We start from the raw sequence: 15,635 nt of genomic DNA on the forward strand, positions 1-15,635 counted from the left end.
GGGCCGGCGGAACGTCGAAGGCCCCGGCTCGGACGCGCGTCCTGACCAGGGCGTTCGGATCGGAGCGGGTGACGGGAATCGAACCCGCACTGTCAGCTTTGGGAATCAGGTTGATCTACACGGAGAGCGACCGATATCACCCGGGGGGCCAGCACAGAGCGTTGATGCAGCGTGCAGCGGACTACTGCTGATGACTGGTGTTGACCGTTGCGTCGGGCACGGAACGGGCACGACCGAGGTTGGGAGGGAATATGGAGATCACTCCTGGCGGTACCCCCGGGCCGCGTCTTGCCGACCATCTAGCCGTTCTCGACAACAACGTCTATGGCCGCCTCCCCCATGCCCCGAGGGCGAAGGCCTTGGCTGAGATGTTCGTGCGTGCAGGCTGGCATGCCCGTGCAAGCTCGTGGACTGAGTATGAGGTCGAGCACGAGTGGGTGTGCATCGAACTGGTCGAGCCGTCACCTGATGAACGCCTTTTCAGCGGCGTCGTTGATCCTTCCCGCGTAGACGAACTCGGTGCCGTCCTCGCGGGTTTCGGCCTGCACTACTCGATCGAACTGTGGAGCGACGACCGAACAAGCCTTCTGCGAGAACTCGCCGGATGACTCGTTCGGTGTGAAAGAATGATCGACCGTCGATGAGTTGGGCGAGTAGCCGCGGTGAGCTGCCGGAACAGTCCACCATCGTCCGTGGGCGTCCGGTGTCGGACGTTCCGGTCGTCACCCAGTTGGTCACCCAGCCGGGTGTCAGACGTTGAAGCGGAACCTAGAGCCGCTGACTCGCCATCAGGAAGAACCGCCGGCGATACCTGCTCACACGGCGTCTCGGGCTGCCACTGTTGGTGGTTGGTTGACGACGTTTGACGTCGTCTTGTGCCCCCTGTGTGCCCCACGCTGTTAGCGGTCCAAAGACACGCTCGGCCTCACACAGCCGGCCATGGCTCGCCGCCATGCAGGCCAGCAACCTCGCGTTCCGGGATTCGCGCGACGAGAACGATCACCCGCTCGGGGTCAGCCGGCGCTCGTCCGAGCACCCGCACCTCGGCCTGCTCAGCGATGGTTGCCTCGGCCAGGATAGAGAACAGGAGGTCGTCAAGCCGGAGAAGACCGCCTGGCAATTCGACCACCGGATCGACTGGGCCACACCCGTGCGGTGAGGCGGGCAGCCCCGGCTCCTACTTCCAACGGTATTGATCTAGGGCAGGCGTCATCGTGGCAGCAGATCCACGTGTTCCGGACTCCGTGAAGTAGGCGGCGCTTTCGGGGTCGGCCGGGTAGTACGACTCGATCGCGACCTCGTCCAGCGTGATGTCCATTGGGGTGCCGAACGTTGTGATGGTTGAGAACAGCCGTAGCTCTCGTCCATCGACGCGAAGGATCATCGGAATCACGACGTCGGATTCGATCCGTTGGCTCGACGTGTCGTCAGGGTCGGGTGTCAGTAGTTCCTCGTAGATTGCGGTGAGTTCAGGGTCGGGAGCAGTGGCGAGTTGGCGCGGGAGCCGGGTGCGGAACACGGCACGCACGTCGGCCAGGTTGACGACCATGCGAGCGAACCCGCGCGGGTCCAGTCCGAGCCGCACCAGGTTGACCGGCGGCTGCAGCAGCTCGGGAGCCACCTGTGCCAGGAACGGGTCGACAGCGCGATTGGTCATCACGATGTTCCACCGGCGATCGAAGACCAGCGCCGGATACGGCTCATGCGCGCGGAGCACCCTCCGGACCGCATCGCGGGCCGCCGATAGCGCGTCGTCGTCGAGCGGACGCTCCGCGTACCGGGGCGCGAAGCCAGCGGCGAGCAAGAGCCGGTTGCGATCACGCAGTGGCACATGCAGCTGATCCGCGAGTCGGAGGACCATGTCGGCGCTCGGCCTGGATTTGCCCGTCTCGACCAGGCTGACGTGACGAGCCGAGACGTCCGCAGCGATCGACAGGTCCAGTTGGCTGAGTCCCCGGCGATGCCGCCACTGCCGCAAGAGTTCCCCGACCGTGTACACGATCTTGAAGCGTACTCACCGCTGAGCCAGACGCCATGAAGTCCGAGTTCATCGACAATCGAAGCGGCCCGCGGAAACACTGCGCCCATGACCACCGAGAACAAGAGCATCGTCCAGAGGGCGCTGGCAGGACTGATCGAGACGGGCGACGTCGATGCGCTCGCACGGTTCCTCAGCGACGACTTCGTCCACCACCGGCCGGGTTCCACCACATCGACCAAGGCGGAATGGCTCGCCGCCGTCCGCGCTGCGCTGGTGCCGCTCGCCGGTATGCAGGTCGAGATTCATCAGATGCTGGCCGACGGCGATCACGTCGTGGTGTACTCGCGGCGCTGGCTTCCCGATGCAGGACCGGAGATCGCGGTCGTCGACATCTGGCGGGTCGACGACGGGCTGATCGCCGAGGGGTGGAAAATCATCGAGCCGGTGGCCCAGGCGGCTGCCAATCTGAGGTGGTGGGAATCGACTCAGCGCTGACCGGTACCAGCACACCGCCCGCGACCGCGACGAGCACACCGCCGACCCGCTCAGCTCCCAGATCAAGCAGAGCAGGGATCGGGCACGTAGCGGGCACGGCCAACGCCAGAAGCGGTAGCAACGATCAAGGCCCCAGCCAGGAAACCTGTCCTGAGCTGGGGCCTCTCGTTGGAGCGGGTGACGGGAATCGAACCCGCACTGTCAGCTTGGGAAGCTGATGTTCTGCCATTGAACTACACCCGCAAGCGGGACCACTGTACCTGAGTCACCGCCCGGGTGCACCCAGGTACCCCCTCCGCCCGGCCACTCCGGCACGCACCCTCCCGGCGATCCAAGATCGCCGCGCAACACCGCGGCCACCCGGGGGCAACACTCCGCGCACCGGGCGCCGGCGGCCAGCCGCGCCGCCAGGAAAAGTTTCACCACGGCAACATATGGTCGTTCTCAAATCTGTCGATCGGTTGTAACGTCTGGCCCACGTTCTCAGCCACGGCGTGACATACCCCCTGTCATGCCGCCAGAAAGAGGTGGGCCCATGGGACTTCGTCCCGACCTGCTGACCCGGCGCGCCGCCGGTGTCGCCTCGACGACCCTCGCGCTGCTGCTCAGCACCGCCGCGGTGGGCGTCGTACCGGCCGCTTCAGCCTTCTCCGCCGCCCCCGGTGAGGTGTGCGTCGAGCCGGCCGACGTCCACGCGGACGCCCGCGTCAAGGCGGGCGGCGCGGCGAAGCACGAACCGAACGAGCTGACCCTGGCGGAGACCCGCGAGCGGGAGGCCGACCTGGCCGCCGCGCTCCGGGAGCGCGCCCGGTTCCGCACCGGCGCCGGCGCGACCACCCTGGCCACCGTCACCATTCCGGTCGTGGTGCACGTGATCCAGCGGGACAGCACCCGGGCCGGCGGCAACATCCCGGACTCGATGATCACCTCGCAGATCACCGTGCTGAACCAGTCGTACAGCGGAGCGACCGGCGGCGCGGCCACCGCGTTCAGCTTCCAGCTGCAGAAAATCAACCGGGTGACCAACCCGGCGTGGTACCCGATCGTGCAGGGCTCGTCGGCGGAGCGGTCGATGAAGACCTCGCTGCGGGAGGGCGGCAAGAACACGCTCAACGTGTACCTGGGCGAGCTGAGCGACGACCTGCTCGGCTGGGCCACCTTCCCCCAGCGGAAGCTGAGCAGCATGGACGGCGTGGTGGTGCTCAGCGAGTCGCTGCCGGGTGGCACCGCCGCCAACTACAACCAGGGCGACACCGGCACCCACGAGGTCGGCCACTGGCTGAACCTCTACCACACCTTCCAGGGCGGCTGCTCGGGCCAGGGTGACGGCGTCAGCGACACCGCCCCCGAGGCCTCACCGGCCTTCCAGTGCCCGACCGGGCGGGACACCTGCACCGCGCCGGGCGTGGACCCGATCACCAACTTCATGGACTACACCTACGACTCGTGCATGTACCAGTTCACCGCCGGCCAGGCGAGCCGGATGCTGACCGCGTGGAACGCGTACCGCGCGGCCTGATCTGACGTACCACCCACCGGTGCCGGCTCCGAACAGACGGAGCCGGCACCGGCGTTCGCGGCTCAGGCCGCCTCGCGGTGGGCGTCGGGGACGGGCCGGCGTGCCCGCGGCGCGGGCTCGGCGTCCCGGGCGTCGGGCGCCGCCGGATCGAGCCAGACCTGGACGGCGGGCCGGCCGTGCCCGTTGCCGGGGCCACCCACGGCGCCCGGGTCGCGGCGGGCGAGCATGGCCACGTCGACGGTGAACTCGAACAGCCGCCAGTCGACGTGCGTGGCGGCCCGGAAGCTGCGGGCCAGCCGGGCGACCCGGGCCGGGTCGGTGACCGGCCGGGCGCGCCCGGCGACGTAGGCCTCGTCGTCGCTCTCCTCCGGCGGGAAGGAGTGCAGCGCGTAGCGCCCGTCACGCTCCAGGTCGCGCCGTTTGGGCGAGTCGACCACGAAGCAGAACAGGCCGTCGTCGGTGATCACGGGGGAGACCGGGTGCACCCGGGGCCCACCGTCGGCGCGGACCGTGGCCAGGTAGCCGAAGCCCGGCCCGTACTGCTGCATGAGAAGGCGGATCCCGTCGGCGAGTCGGGGCTCGTCAGCGGCGAATTCGGACCAGGAAGCCATGCGGACATTCTATCGAACACGTGTACTAACACCTAGTCCGACACGCAGGTCACCCCGGCCGCTTCGCTATGGTGTTCCGATGCTGCTCTCCGACCGCGACCTGGTCACCGAGATCAAGGCGGGCACCCTCGCGCTGGAGCCGTTCGAGCCCACGCTGGTGCAGCCCTCCAGCATCGACGTACGCCTGGACAAGTTGTTCCGCGTCTTCAACAACCACCTCTACACGCACATCGACCCGGCGCAGCAGCAGGACGAGCTGACCTCGGTGGTCGAGGTGCCCGACGGCGAGCCGTTCGTGCTGCACCCGGGCGAGTTCGTGCTCGCCTCGACGCTTGAGGTGATCTCGCTCGGCGACCAGCTCGCCGGCCGACTGGAGGGCAAGTCGAGCCTGGGCCGGCTCGGCCTGCTCACCCACTCCACCGCCGGCTTCATCGACCCCGGCTTCTCCGGCCACGTGACGCTGGAGCTGTCCAACGTGGCCAACCTGCCGATCACCCTCTGGCCGGGCATGAAGATCGGCCAGCTCTGCATCTTCCGGCTCTCGTCGCCGGCCGAGCACCCGTACGGCTCGGCCGTCTACGGCTCCCGCTACCAGGGGCAGCGGGGCCCGACGCCGAGCCGCTCCTGGCAGCAGTGGCGCACCTGGCCGACCCGCTGACTCGCGCGGAAGGGGCCCGCTCCGGCGTCGGACCGGGCCCCTTCCCGTGGTACGCGGTCGTCAGTCCGGCCGGCCGAAGCTGTGGATCGGGCCGTCGTCGAGGCGCTTCATCTTGACCGGCACCCCGGCACGGGAGGCGTGCACCACCCAGCCCCCGCCGACGTACATCCCGACGTGGTGCAGGTCGGCGTAGTAGAAGACCAGGTCACCCGGGCGTAGCTCGCTCCGGCTGACCGTGGCGGTGACCCCGCGCTGCTGCGCGGCGTTGTGCGGCAACGAGACCCCGGCCTTCGCCCAGGCGGCCAGCATCAGCCCGGAGCAGTCGTACGAGTTCGGGCCCTCGGCACCCCAGACGTAGGGCTTGCCGATCTGGGCGCAGGCGAACTTGACCGCCACCCCGGCCGGGCCGCCCGGGTAGCCGGCCGGGCACGGGGCGGGGCGCAGCGGTCCGCCGCCGCCGTTGCCGTACACCCGCAGCCGCAGCTTCTGCAGCCGGTCGATCTCGGCGTTGATCTCCTTCTTCTTCGCCGCCAGCTGGGCCTCGGCCCGGGCGAGCTGGGCGACCATCTCGTCCAGCGGCGCCTTCTTGGCGGCCAGCTGGTCGCGCAGGTCGGCAACCTGCTGCACGTCCCGCTGCTGGCGCTCGGCGAACCGGTCGAGCAGTTCGAGCTGCCCGACCACCTCGCCCGGCGAGCTGCTGCCCAGCACGGCGTTGATGGTGAGCACGTTCTCGCCCTTGTAGGCGCGGACGGCCAACGCGCTGACCTTCTGCATCGCCGCGTCGACCTGAGCCTGGAGGGGTTTGATCTGGGCGGCCAGGGCATTGGCCTGCTTCCGCTTGGCGGCCAGGTCCTGGCGGGTGGCGTTGTGCCGTTCGATGATCGGTTCGAGCTTGTTCCAGTCCTCGTCGATCTGGCGCTCGATCTCGGCGACGGTGGGCTCGGCGTGGGCCGCCGTGGCGCCGCCGGTCAGGATAACGGCGAAGCCGACCAGGGCGGCGAGTGCGGTGGTGAAGCGGGACCAGCGTGGGCGCGGCGCAGCCGTCGTCGGGCCGGCGGACGCCGACCGTGCCGACGGTGGCCGCGGGGCATGGTGTGCCACCGGGCTCCGTACTCCTTCTTCCGGTACCGCCTACCGGGTTAGCTGACGGGTTCGGGCGGGAAGGGGTCGCCCTACCGCAGTGGCTGCGGATTCACCCCGGGTTACCTGGTTCCCCGGTTCGCTCGCGAGCGATTCGGCGGTGTCGGACCGTTACCGCCCGGGTTGGACGGAGCTGCTGCGGGCCGACGAATGACCAGAGTAGAGAGGCTCGTTATCAATCCGCAACCCGTGTCGCCGTGACACTCCGTACCCGAAGGAATCGACGACCCTCCGGATGGACGGTTCGAAGGTTTTCTTCTTCTTAGGTTGATATATGGAAAGGTATTGACGGCGGACCGGCGCCGGGGTGAAGGTGGCCGCATCGTCCACCCGTCTGACCAGGGGGTCCGATGCATCTGTCCACGAGATCGAGGAGCAGGCGCGCCCTGCTCGCCGCCGCCGCGGCGCTCGCCATGGCGGTCACCCCGTTCACCGCCGCCGGTTCCGCCACCGCCGACCCGATCGACCGGCAACAGCAGTACGCCGCCGCGGCCGCCGAGTTCGGCGTGCCGGAGGGCGTCCTGCTCGCCGTCTCCTACCTCGAATCCCGCTGGGACACCCATCCCGGCACCCCGAGCACCAGTGGCGGCTACGGCCCGATGCACCTCACCGACGCCGCCCACGTCACCTCGCTCCCCGCCGGGGGCCACATCGACGAGGGCGAGGACCCGCGCGGTGACGAGTCCCGGCCGCTGGCCGTCGCCGCGCCGGCCGCGGCCGAACCGCCGCCGGCCGCTCCCGGCGACGCCGCGCTGCAGACCCTCCAGGCGGCCGCCGCCCTCACCGGCGCCAGCGCGGAGGCGCTGCGGTCCGACCCGACCGCGAACATCCGCGGCGGGGCGGCGCTGCTCGCCGCGTACCAGCGGGAACTCGGCGGCCCGGTCGGCGCGGCCAGCGACCCGGCGGCCTGGTACGGCGCGGTGGCCCGCTACTCCGGCGCCGGCACCGAGGACACCGCGGCCGCCTTCGCCGACGAGGTGTACGGCCAACTCCGCGAGGGCGCGAGCCGGACGACCGACGACGGGCACCCGGTGACCCTGCCGGCCCGGGAGGTCGATCCCGACGAGTCGGCCCTGCACCGGCTCGGGCTGCGGCGCGCCGAGCGGCCCGACGGGCTGGAGTGCCCGATCGGCATCGGCTGCGAGTGGATCCCGGCGCCGTACCAGAAGTACGGCCCCCGGCCGGGCGACTACGGCAACTACGACCTGGGCAACCGCCCGGCGCAGCAGAAGCTCGAGTACATCGTCATCCACGACACCGAGGGCTACTTCTGGCCCAGCGTCAACCTGGTCAAGGACCCGAAGCGGGTGGGCTGGCACTACACCCTGCGCTCGGTGGACGGCCACGTCGCCCAGCACATCAAGACCAAGGACGTCGGCTGGCACGCCGGAAACTGGTACGTCAACGCGAAGTCCATCGGGCTGGAGCACGAGGGCTTCGCCGGCCACGGCACCTGGTACACCGAGGCGATGTACCGCACCTCGGCCAAGCTGGTCCGGCACCTGGCGCTGCGGTTCAACATCCCGCTGGACCGGCAGCACATCATCGGCCACGACAACGTCCCCGGCACGGTGGCGGCGAACGTCGCCGGGATGCACTGGGACCCGGGGCCCTACTGGGACTGGTCGCACTACTTCGACCTGCTGAAGGCGCCGTTCCGGTCCACCGGCACACCGGACACCGGCCTGGTGATCATCGACCCCGACTTCGCCGGCAACCGGCCGGCCTTCACCGGGTGCTCGCGGCAGCCGCCGGGGGTGCCCACCCCGCTGCCCCCGGTCACCGACCCGTGCCCGCTGCGCGGCTCGTCCGCGGTGCTGCTGCGCAGCGCGCCGAGCCACGACGCGCCGCTCGCCGTGGACCTGGGCGAGCACCCGGACGGCTCACCGGGCACGATGTACGTCCCGGACCACAGCGCCCGGGGCTCGGCCGGCCAGACGTACGCCGTCGCCGAGGTACGGGGGGACTGGACGGCGATCTGGTACCTCGGTCAGAAGGCCTGGTTCCACAACCCCGCCTCGGCCCCGACGGCGAAGTGGGCCACCGGCTTCGTGGTGACGCCGAAGCCCGGCAAGGCGACGATCCCGGTCTACGGGCGGGCCTACCCGGAGCAGGACGCCTACCCGGCCGGCGTGCCGTACCAGGCGATCTCACCGCTGCAGTACACGCTCGCCGCCGGCCAGCGGTACGCGGTGGGCGGGGTCCTGCCGAGCGAGTACTACCGCGCGGTCACCTTCGACGGGTCGTCCCCAGGCGACTGGACCGTGGTCAGCGGCGACCTGCGCTACGTGCAGGTCCAGTTCGGCCACCGGATCGGCTACGTGAACCTGGACGACGTGTGGCTCCTGCCGTCGGCGGTCGGCGCTCCCTGATCGCCCGCCTGAGTCAGGGGCTCCCCGCCGAGCCGTTGACCTGACACGCCGAGGGCCCCCGGTCAACCGACCGGGGGCCCTCGTGCGTACGGCGACCGATCAGCCGGGTCGGCGGAACCCGGCGACCGGCATCGTGTTGATGCTGGAGACGTTGACCGGCTTGCCGGCCCGGGCCGCGTGCACCATCGTGTCGTTGCCGAGATAGAGCCCGACGTGGTGCAGGTCACTGAAGAAGAAGACCAGGTCACCTGGGCGCGCATCGGAGCGCGAGATGGCCTTGCCCTCGTTCCACTGGGCCCCAGTGAAGTGGGTCAGGTGGATCCCGGCCGCCTTGTAGGCGTACTGCGTCAGGCCGGAGCAGTCGAACGAGTTCGGGCCGGTGGCACCCCACACGTACGGGTCGCCGACCTGGGCGCAGGCGGTTCTGATCGCGATCCGCGCCGCCTCGCTGACCACGCCCTCGATGGTCGGGCAGTTCGTCGTCTTGACGACCGTCACCGGGAGCATTTTCTCCAGCCGCTTGATCTCGGCGTCGATCTGCTTCTTCTTCGCCGCCAGTTCGTTCTGCTGCTTGACCTGGTCCGCGATCAGCGTGTCGAGCTTCTGCTTCTGGTCGTCGTACTTCTTGCGGACCGCGAGCACGCCCTCGATCTGCTTGCGCTCCTCGGCGGCCAGCCGGTCGAGGATGGTGAGCTGCTCGGTGAGCGTGCTCGGCTTGGCGCTCATCAGCAGGGCCGCGACGTCCTGGGACGGGCCGGTGATGTAGTAGCGGGAGGCGAGGTCGCCCACCCGGTTCATCGCCAGCTCGCTCTCCAGCGCCAGCGGCTGGATCTTCTTCTCCAGGTCCGCCGACTTCTTGCGGTTGTTCTTCAGCTGCGCCCGCACCTTGTTGTACTGCTCGATGGTGGGCTCCAACTGCTCCCACTGCTTGTCGATCTGCCTCTCGATCTCGTCGACCGAGGGCGCGGCGTGCGCCGGTGCGGCGAGCAGACCGGCACCGACGGCCGCGGCCGCGACCAGGGTGAGCAGACGGTGGGCGACCCGGCGCAGGCCGCCCGGACGAGCAGGCCGTCCCGGTGCGTGACGATGAGGGGGCATGGTTGCCACCGGCACCGACTCCTTAGCGTCCGACCGCCGGGCGCCTCGCAGAGGGGAAGGGGCGAGGCAGACGACCCACAGCGGCCGGTGCCCCACATTAGGGAAGCCCCGGTGCGGAATCAAGGCGACCAACGGCCACATCACGCCTGCGCAACCGCTTGTGTACCAAGGGTGTGCGCCTTTCAGCCGACGATGGCCGTCAATACGTCGTCGAGCGTCACCACGCCGAGGGGGCGGCGGCCGTCGCTGACCAGCACCATGTGCCGCCGCTCGCGGCGCATCGCCAGCAACAGGTCGGCGAGCGTACGCTCCGGCGGCACCACCGCCAGCGGCCGGTACACCGCCGCCGGCACCGGCGCCCGCCGGCTCACCCCGGCGTACCCGAGCACATCCTTGACGTGCACGAACCCGAGCACCCGCCGGGTGGACCGCTGCACCACCGGAAACCGGGACCGGCCGGTCCGGGTGGCCAGCACCTCCAGCGAGGCGGGCGAGACGTCCTCGGCGACGGTGGTCACCGTCGACCAGGGCTGCAGGGCGTCGGCCGCGGTTCGGCTGTGCAGGGCGAGCGCGCCGGTGATCCGGGCGTGCTCCTCGGCGTCGAGCAGCCCCTCGGTACGCGCCTGCGACACCAGGCCGGCCAGCTCCTCGGCGGTGAAGACGGTCTTGACCGCCTCGGTGGCCTCGATCCGCCACAGCCGCAGCACCCGCCGGGACGCCCACTTCATGGCCAGCAGCAGCGGCTTGGTGGCCAGGCAGAACGCCAGCATCGCCGGGCCCAGCCAGAGCGCGGACACCTCCGGCCCGGCCAGCGTGATGTTCTTCGGCACCATCTCGCCGACCACGGTGTGCAGGAAGACCACGATCCCGAGGGCGAGCACGAAGGCCACCGGGTGCACCGCCTGAGCGGGCAACCCCAGCGCGTGGAACGGCGACTCCAGCAGGTCGGCCAGGGCCGGCTCGGCGATCGCGCCCAGCCCCAGCGAGCAGATGGTGATGCCGAGCTGGGCGCCGGCGATCATCAGAGGGATCTGGTTCATCGCGGACAGCGCCCAGCGGGCCCGCTTCGAGGTCGCCGCCAGCGGTTCCACCACCGTGCGCCGGGACGCGATCAGCGCGAACTCGCTGCCCACGAAGAACGCGTTGCCGAGCAGCAGCAGCACCGTGACCAGCAGCTCAGCCATCGTCGTCCGAATCCTCGGGACGGACCACCCGAACCTGTTCGATCCGGCGCCGCTCCACCTCGACGACGGTGAACTCGTACCCGGCCTCCTCGACCGTCTCACCCGCCACCGGGATGTGCCCCAGCCGGGCCATCAGGAACCCGGCCAGCGTCTCGTACGGCCCCTCGGGCAACCGGAAGCCGGTCTGCTCGGCCAGCTCGTCCGAGCGCAGCACGCCGTCGGCCAGCACGGTGCGTTCCCCGCCGGGCACGGTCAGCTCGACCGGACCGGCCTCGGCCACCGCGGCCGGGTCGAACTCGTCGGCGATCTCACCGACCAGCTCCTCCACCAGGTCCTCGACGGTCACCACGCCGTCCGTGCCGCCGTACTCGTCCACCACGATGGCGAGGTCGGCGTCGGCGGCCTTGAGCGCGGCGAGCACCCCGTCGAGGTCGAGGCTCTCCGGCACGTAGACCGGTTCGCGGGCCACCGAGCCGACCGTGGTCGAGCCGCGCTGGGCCAACGGGACGCCGAGCGCGTCCGGCACCCCCGCGACGCCGGTGACCAGGTCGAGGGTCTCCTCGTAGACCGGGAACCGGGTCCGGCCGGTGCGCCGGGCGAGATCGAGCAGCTCGGCCACGGTGGCCGTGGCGCGCAGGGCGATCACGTCCACCCGTGGCGTCATCGCCTCGGCCGCCCGCTTGTCGCCGAAGCGGATGGTGCGGCGCAGCAGCATCGCGGTGTCCGGCGGCAGCGCTCCGGCCCGGGCCGAGATGGCCGCCAGCAGGCCCAGCTCCTCCGGGGAGCGGGCGCTGGCCAGTTCCTCCTGCGGCTCGACCCCGAGCGCCCGGACCAGGCGGTTCGCCGACCCGTTCAACCCCCGGATCAGCCAGCCGAAGGTGCGGGAGAAGGCCCGCATCGGACCGGCGGTGGCCAGCGCGACGGGCATCGGCCGGGCCAGCGCGAGGTTCTTCGGCACCAACTCACCGAAGAGCATGGAGAACAGGGTGGCCAGGGCGAGGGCCAGGAACGGGGTGATCCGGTCGGTGGCCGGCCCGGCGAGCGGGTCCAGCAGCGGCGCGAAGAGCCGGGCCAGCGCGGGCTCGGCGAGGTAGCCGGTGAGCAGGGCGGTGATGGTGATGCCGAGCTGAGCTCCGGAGAGCTGGAAGGAGAGTTCCCGCAGCGCCCGCCGGACGGCCGCGGCCGGCCCGTCGCCCCCGGTGGCCCGCCGGTCGATCTCCACCCGGTCCACGGTGACCAGCGCGAACTCGGCCGCGACGAAGAACGCGTTGCCGCCGGTCAGCAGCAGGAAGCCGACCAGGGGCAGCAGCGTGGTCAGGAGCAGGCCGTCGATGGTCGCCTCACCTCGGCGCGATTCTCGCACGGGCGAGTCGTCCCGGCACGACCCGCGCGTCGCGGGTGGAGCTGGCCCGGTCGGGCTACCGTCGGGCCATGGCCGAACTCACCCTCGCGCACGAACTGGCCCTGCTGGCCTACGACGACAAGGGGAACCTCCAGCTCAACCGGCCCGCCCTCGACCACGGACTGGCCGGGGCGCTGCTGCTGGAGCTGGCGCTCGCCGGCCGGGTCGACGTGGTCGACGACCGCCTGGTGGTGGTCGATCCGACCCCGCTCGGTCAGCGGCAACTCGACGACGCGTTGACCCGGATCGGCACCGACGAGAAGCGCCGCCGGCCGAAGGACTGGGTCGCCCGGCTCGCCCGGGACCTGCCCGAGCAGGTGCTGGACGGGTTGGTCACCGCCGGGGTGCTGCGCCGGGAGTCCGACCGGGTGCTGTGGGTCTTCCCGCGTACCCGCTATCCGTCACAGAGCGGGGCGGAGCCGGCGGCGGAGACCCGGGCCCGGCAGCGGATGACCGCGGCGCTGGCCACGGACGGCCCGGTGGAGCCGCGCACGGCGGCCCTGATCGGCCTGGCCCGGGCGGTCCGGCTGGACCGGCACCTCTTCCGGGAGCTGCCCAAGGAGCGGGTGACGCACCGGCTGGCCGAGATCGCCGCGGGCGACTGGGCGTCCGCGGCGACCCGCAGGGCCATCCAGGAGACCGAGGCCGCCGTCCTGCTGGTGGTCACCTCGGCCGCCACCGCCGCGACGGTGACCGCCGCGGCCTCCTGACGGGACGGGCGCGGCGCCACCTCCCGGCGGCACCGCGCCCGCGGCGGTACGCCTCAGCCGGCGACCGGCTCGGTCTCCTTGTCGCCCTGCGTCTGCTCCGGCTTGACCGAGCGGAGCAGCACGCTGGCCACGTCGACCACCTCGACCTGCTCGCTGGCGCCCTTGCCGTTCACGCCGTCGTTGAGCATCGTCGAGCAGAACGGGCAACCGACGGCGACCGTCCTCGCCCCGGTGGAGATGGCCTCCTCGACCCGCTCCACGTTGATCCGCTTGCCGATCTTCTCCTCCATCCACATCCGGGCGCCGCCGGCGCCGCAGCAGAAGGAGCGCTCGCTGTTGCGCGGCATCTCGGTGAGCTCGCCCTCGATGGCGGTGCCGAGCACCTCGCGCGGCGGGGCGAAGACCCGGTTGTGCCGGCCCAGGTAGCAGGGGTCGTGGTAGGTGACCCCGCCGTCCACCGGCTGCACCGGGGTGAGCTTGCCGGTGGCGACCAGGTGGGCCAGCAGCTGGGTGTGGTGCACGACCTCGAACTCGCCGCCGAGCTGTCCGTACTCGTTGCCGAGGGTGTTGAAGCAGTGCGGGCAGGTCGCGACGATCTTGCGCTTGGCCTTCTCCCGGTCGCCGAACGCCTCGTTGAGCGTCTCGACGTTCTGCTGGGCGAGCATCTGGAAGACGAACTCGTTGCCGATCCGCCGGGCCGGGTCGCCCGAGCAGGTCTCGCCCTCGCCGAGGATCGCGAACTTTACGCCCGCCTCGTTGAGCAGCGTGGCGACGGCCCGGGTGGTCTTCTTGGCCCGGTCCTCGAACGCGCCGGCGCAGCCGACCCAGAAGAGGTACTCGAAGTCCTCGACCTCGCCGACCCGCGGCACCTCGAAGTCCAGACCCTTGGTCCAGTCCTCCCGGGTGTTCTGCGGGGCGCCCCACGGGTTGCCCTTGTTCTCCAGGTTGCGCAGCATCACGCCGGCCTCGGACGGGAAGCTGGACTCGATCAGCACCTGGTAGCGGCGCATGTCGACGATGTGGTCCACGTGCTCGATATCCACCGGGCACTGCTCGACGCAGGCGCCGCAGGTGGTGCAGGACCAGAGCACGTCCGGGTCGATGACGCCGCCCTCCTCGGCGGAGCCGATCAGCGGCTTCTCCGCCTCGGCCAGGGCGAGCACGTCGACGTGGGCGAGCTGCGCGGCGGTCGCCTTCTCCTCGCCGGTCAGGTCCTTGCCGCCGCCGGCCAGCAGGTAGGGCGCCTTGGCGTACGCGTGGTCGCGCAGGCTCAGCACCAGCAGCTTCGGCGACAGGGGCTTGCCGGTGTTCCAGGCCGGGCACTGCGACTGGCAGCGGCCGCACTCGGTGCAGGTGCTGAAGTCCAGCAGGCCCTTCCAGGTGAACTGCTCCACCTGGGCGACGCCGAACTGGTCCTTCTCCGGGTCGGCCTCCTCGAAGTCGAGGGGCTTGCCGGCGCTCATCATCGGGCGCAGCGCGCCGAGGCCGGAGCCGGCCCGGCCCGGGTTGCGCTTGAAGAAGATGTTCGGGAACGCCAGGAAGCGGTGCCAGGCGACACCCATGGTGACGTTCAGCGAAATGACGATGAGCCAGGTCATCGAGATGACGATCTTGATGAGAGCGGCGACGCTGACGCCCGCCTCCCAGTTCGGCAGCGCAGCGCCGAGGGCGTGGCTGACCGGGGTGGCCCAGACCGGGTACTCGAAGTGGTCGGTGGCGACCTTGAAGCCCCGGATCAGGAAGCCGAAGATCAGGACGAGCAGCACGACCCACTCGACGAAGTAGCCCTGCCACATGGTGGAGCCGGTGAACCGGGAGCGGCCGCCCGGCCGGGTCGGCCGGTTACGCAGCCGGATCGCCATCAGCACCAGGATGCCGACCAGGCCGAGCACCCCGATCACCTCGGTGGCCAGGCCGAAGATCGTCCAGTGTCCGATGATCGGCAGCTCGCCGGTGGTACTGACCACCTCGAAGTACGCCTCCAGCACCAACAGCGAGAGCACGATGAAGGCGATCATCACGAACCAGTGCGCGGCGCCGACCACGCTCCACCGGAGCATCCGGGTGTGGCCGGCGGTCTCGACCAGCATGGTCTTCGTCCGGCTGCCCTTGTCCCCGAACCGCTCGGGGTCGGGCTGACCCAGCCGGATCACGGCCGTCATCTGCATGACCGCGCGTACCGCAAGCCCCACCGCCACCGCGGTGATGGCGAACGCGAGGATCGTGGTGACGATCTGGACGCTGCCCATCGAGTTGGCCTCCCGGTCTGCTGCCTGTCGAGCCGCTCGGCGACCGGGGGCCGGGTCCGGGCGCGATCGGCGAGCCGCCGCTACCGCACCCTCGACCGGACCGGTCGATGACCTCGCTCCGCTCGGTCATGCAGTGCAGCCTACGCGCAAGGTTACCCATCGGTAACGTGAGTCTTCTCGCACCCGGCCACGCCGCCCTGCGCACACCATAGGTCG

14 protein-coding genes, 1 tRNA gene and 1 riboswitch are annotated in these 15,635 nt (G+C 70.6%); of the genes, 7 read left to right on the forward strand and 8 right to left on the reverse strand.

All coding sequences use genetic code 11. The features are described 5' to 3' along the window. The first annotated feature begins 251 nt into the window (after window positions 1–251). Together ACVCAH_RS05865 and ACVCAH_RS05870 are read left to right on the forward strand one after the other, a co-directional pair. Entirely contained in the window at window positions 252–608 is a 357-nt protein-coding gene (locus tag ACVCAH_RS05865) for a hypothetical protein (RefSeq protein ID WP_447134992.1), read from the forward strand. A 344-nt stretch (window positions 609–952) separates the two neighbouring features. After that, entirely contained in the window at window positions 953–1,159 is a 207-nt protein-coding gene (locus ACVCAH_RS05870) for a hypothetical protein (RefSeq protein WP_447134993.1), read from the forward strand. Between the two features lie 18 nt (window positions 1,160–1,177). Here the strand turns inward: ACVCAH_RS05870 and ACVCAH_RS05875 are convergent, their stop codons facing one another. After that, window positions 1,178–1,999 carry a helix-turn-helix domain-containing protein gene (locus tag ACVCAH_RS05875; RefSeq protein ID WP_447134994.1) on the reverse strand — a complete coding sequence of 274 codons (822 nt, stop codon included), beginning with the start codon at window positions 1,997–1,999 and terminating at the stop codon, window positions 1,178–1,180. An 87-nt stretch (window positions 2,000–2,086) separates the two neighbouring features. On the opposite strand from ACVCAH_RS05875, the gene ACVCAH_RS05880 reads away from it, so the two are divergent. Continuing rightward, window positions 2,087–2,476 (forward strand): nuclear transport factor 2 family protein, encoded by a 390-nt coding sequence (locus tag ACVCAH_RS05880; RefSeq protein ID WP_447134995.1) that lies wholly within the window; start codon window positions 2,087–2,089, stop codon window positions 2,474–2,476. 169 nt (window positions 2,477–2,645) lie between these two features. Here the strand turns inward: ACVCAH_RS05880 and ACVCAH_RS05885 are convergent. Then, window positions 2,646–2,719, reverse strand: a tRNA-Gly gene (locus tag ACVCAH_RS05885). 292 nt (window positions 2,720–3,011) lie between these two features. Between ACVCAH_RS05885 and ACVCAH_RS05890 the strand changes: the two genes are divergently transcribed. Further along, window positions 3,012–3,995, forward strand: a complete 984-nt coding sequence (locus ACVCAH_RS05890; RefSeq protein WP_447134996.1) for a zinc metalloprotease — start codon at window positions 3,012–3,014, stop codon at window positions 3,993–3,995. Window positions 3,996–4,057: 62 nt separating this feature from the next. On the opposite strand, the gene ACVCAH_RS05895 is transcribed toward ACVCAH_RS05890, so the two are convergent. Then, the gene (locus tag ACVCAH_RS05895) at window positions 4,058–4,606 is read right to left on the reverse strand and encodes a pyridoxamine 5'-phosphate oxidase family protein (protein ID WP_447134997.1); all 549 of its coding nucleotides are present in this window, start codon (window positions 4,604–4,606) and stop codon (window positions 4,058–4,060) included. 79 nt (window positions 4,607–4,685) lie between these two features. On the opposite strand from ACVCAH_RS05895, the gene dcd reads away from it, so the two are divergent. Then, the gene (gene dcd / locus ACVCAH_RS05900; RefSeq protein WP_447134998.1) at window positions 4,686–5,264 is read left to right on the forward strand and encodes a dCTP deaminase; all 579 of its coding nucleotides are present in this window, start codon (window positions 4,686–4,688) and stop codon (window positions 5,262–5,264) included. Between the two features lie 60 nt (window positions 5,265–5,324). Here dcd and ACVCAH_RS05905 read toward each other — a convergent pair whose 3' ends face one another. Next, a complete protein-coding gene (locus ACVCAH_RS05905) occupies window positions 5,325–6,365 on the reverse strand; it encodes a C40 family peptidase (RefSeq protein ID WP_447134999.1) in 1,041 nt (346 codons plus the stop codon). Between the two features lie 12 nt (window positions 6,366–6,377). Further along, a riboswitch (cyclic di-AMP (ydaO/yuaA leader) is annotated at window positions 6,378–6,514 on the reverse strand. A gap of 240 nt (window positions 6,515–6,754) precedes the next feature. Between ACVCAH_RS05905 and ACVCAH_RS05910 the strand changes: the two genes are divergently transcribed. Then, window positions 6,755–8,776, forward strand: coding sequence for an N-acetylmuramoyl-L-alanine amidase (locus ACVCAH_RS05910; RefSeq protein WP_447135000.1), 2,022 nt, complete (start codon window positions 6,755–6,757; stop codon window positions 8,774–8,776). 99 nt (window positions 8,777–8,875) lie between these two features. On the opposite strand, the gene ACVCAH_RS05915 is transcribed toward ACVCAH_RS05910, so the two are convergent. The 3 genes from ACVCAH_RS05915 to ACVCAH_RS05925 form a co-directional block, all read right to left on the reverse strand. Continuing rightward, window positions 8,876–9,889, reverse strand: coding sequence for an NlpC/P60 family protein (locus ACVCAH_RS05915; protein WP_447135001.1), 1,014 nt, complete (start codon window positions 9,887–9,889; stop codon window positions 8,876–8,878). 167 nt (window positions 9,890–10,056) lie between these two features. After that, on the reverse strand, window positions 10,057–11,058 hold the full coding sequence (locus tag ACVCAH_RS05920) for a hemolysin family protein (RefSeq protein ID WP_447135002.1): 1,002 nt from the start codon (window positions 11,056–11,058) through the stop codon (window positions 10,057–10,059). Further along, complete coding sequence (locus tag ACVCAH_RS05925; protein WP_447135052.1) at window positions 11,051–12,364, reverse strand: hemolysin family protein; 1,314 nt, start codon at window positions 12,362–12,364, stop codon at window positions 11,051–11,053. Before ACVCAH_RS05925 ends, ACVCAH_RS05920 begins: the two co-directional genes overlap by 8 nt. A 125-nt stretch (window positions 12,365–12,489) precedes the next feature. On the opposite strand from ACVCAH_RS05925, the gene ACVCAH_RS05930 reads away from it, so the two are divergent. Continuing rightward, window positions 12,490–13,170, forward strand: a complete 681-nt coding sequence (locus ACVCAH_RS05930; RefSeq protein ID WP_447135003.1) for a GOLPH3/VPS74 family protein — start codon at window positions 12,490–12,492, stop codon at window positions 13,168–13,170. Window positions 13,171–13,223: 53 nt separating this feature from the next. On the opposite strand, the gene ACVCAH_RS05935 is transcribed toward ACVCAH_RS05930, so the two are convergent. After that, entirely contained in the window at window positions 13,224–15,419 is a 2,196-nt protein-coding gene (locus ACVCAH_RS05935; RefSeq protein ID WP_447135004.1) for a (Fe-S)-binding protein, read from the reverse strand. Window positions 15,420–15,635: the final 216 nt, after the last annotated feature.

It is taken from the genome of Micromonospora sp. LZ34, assembly GCF_052981855.1.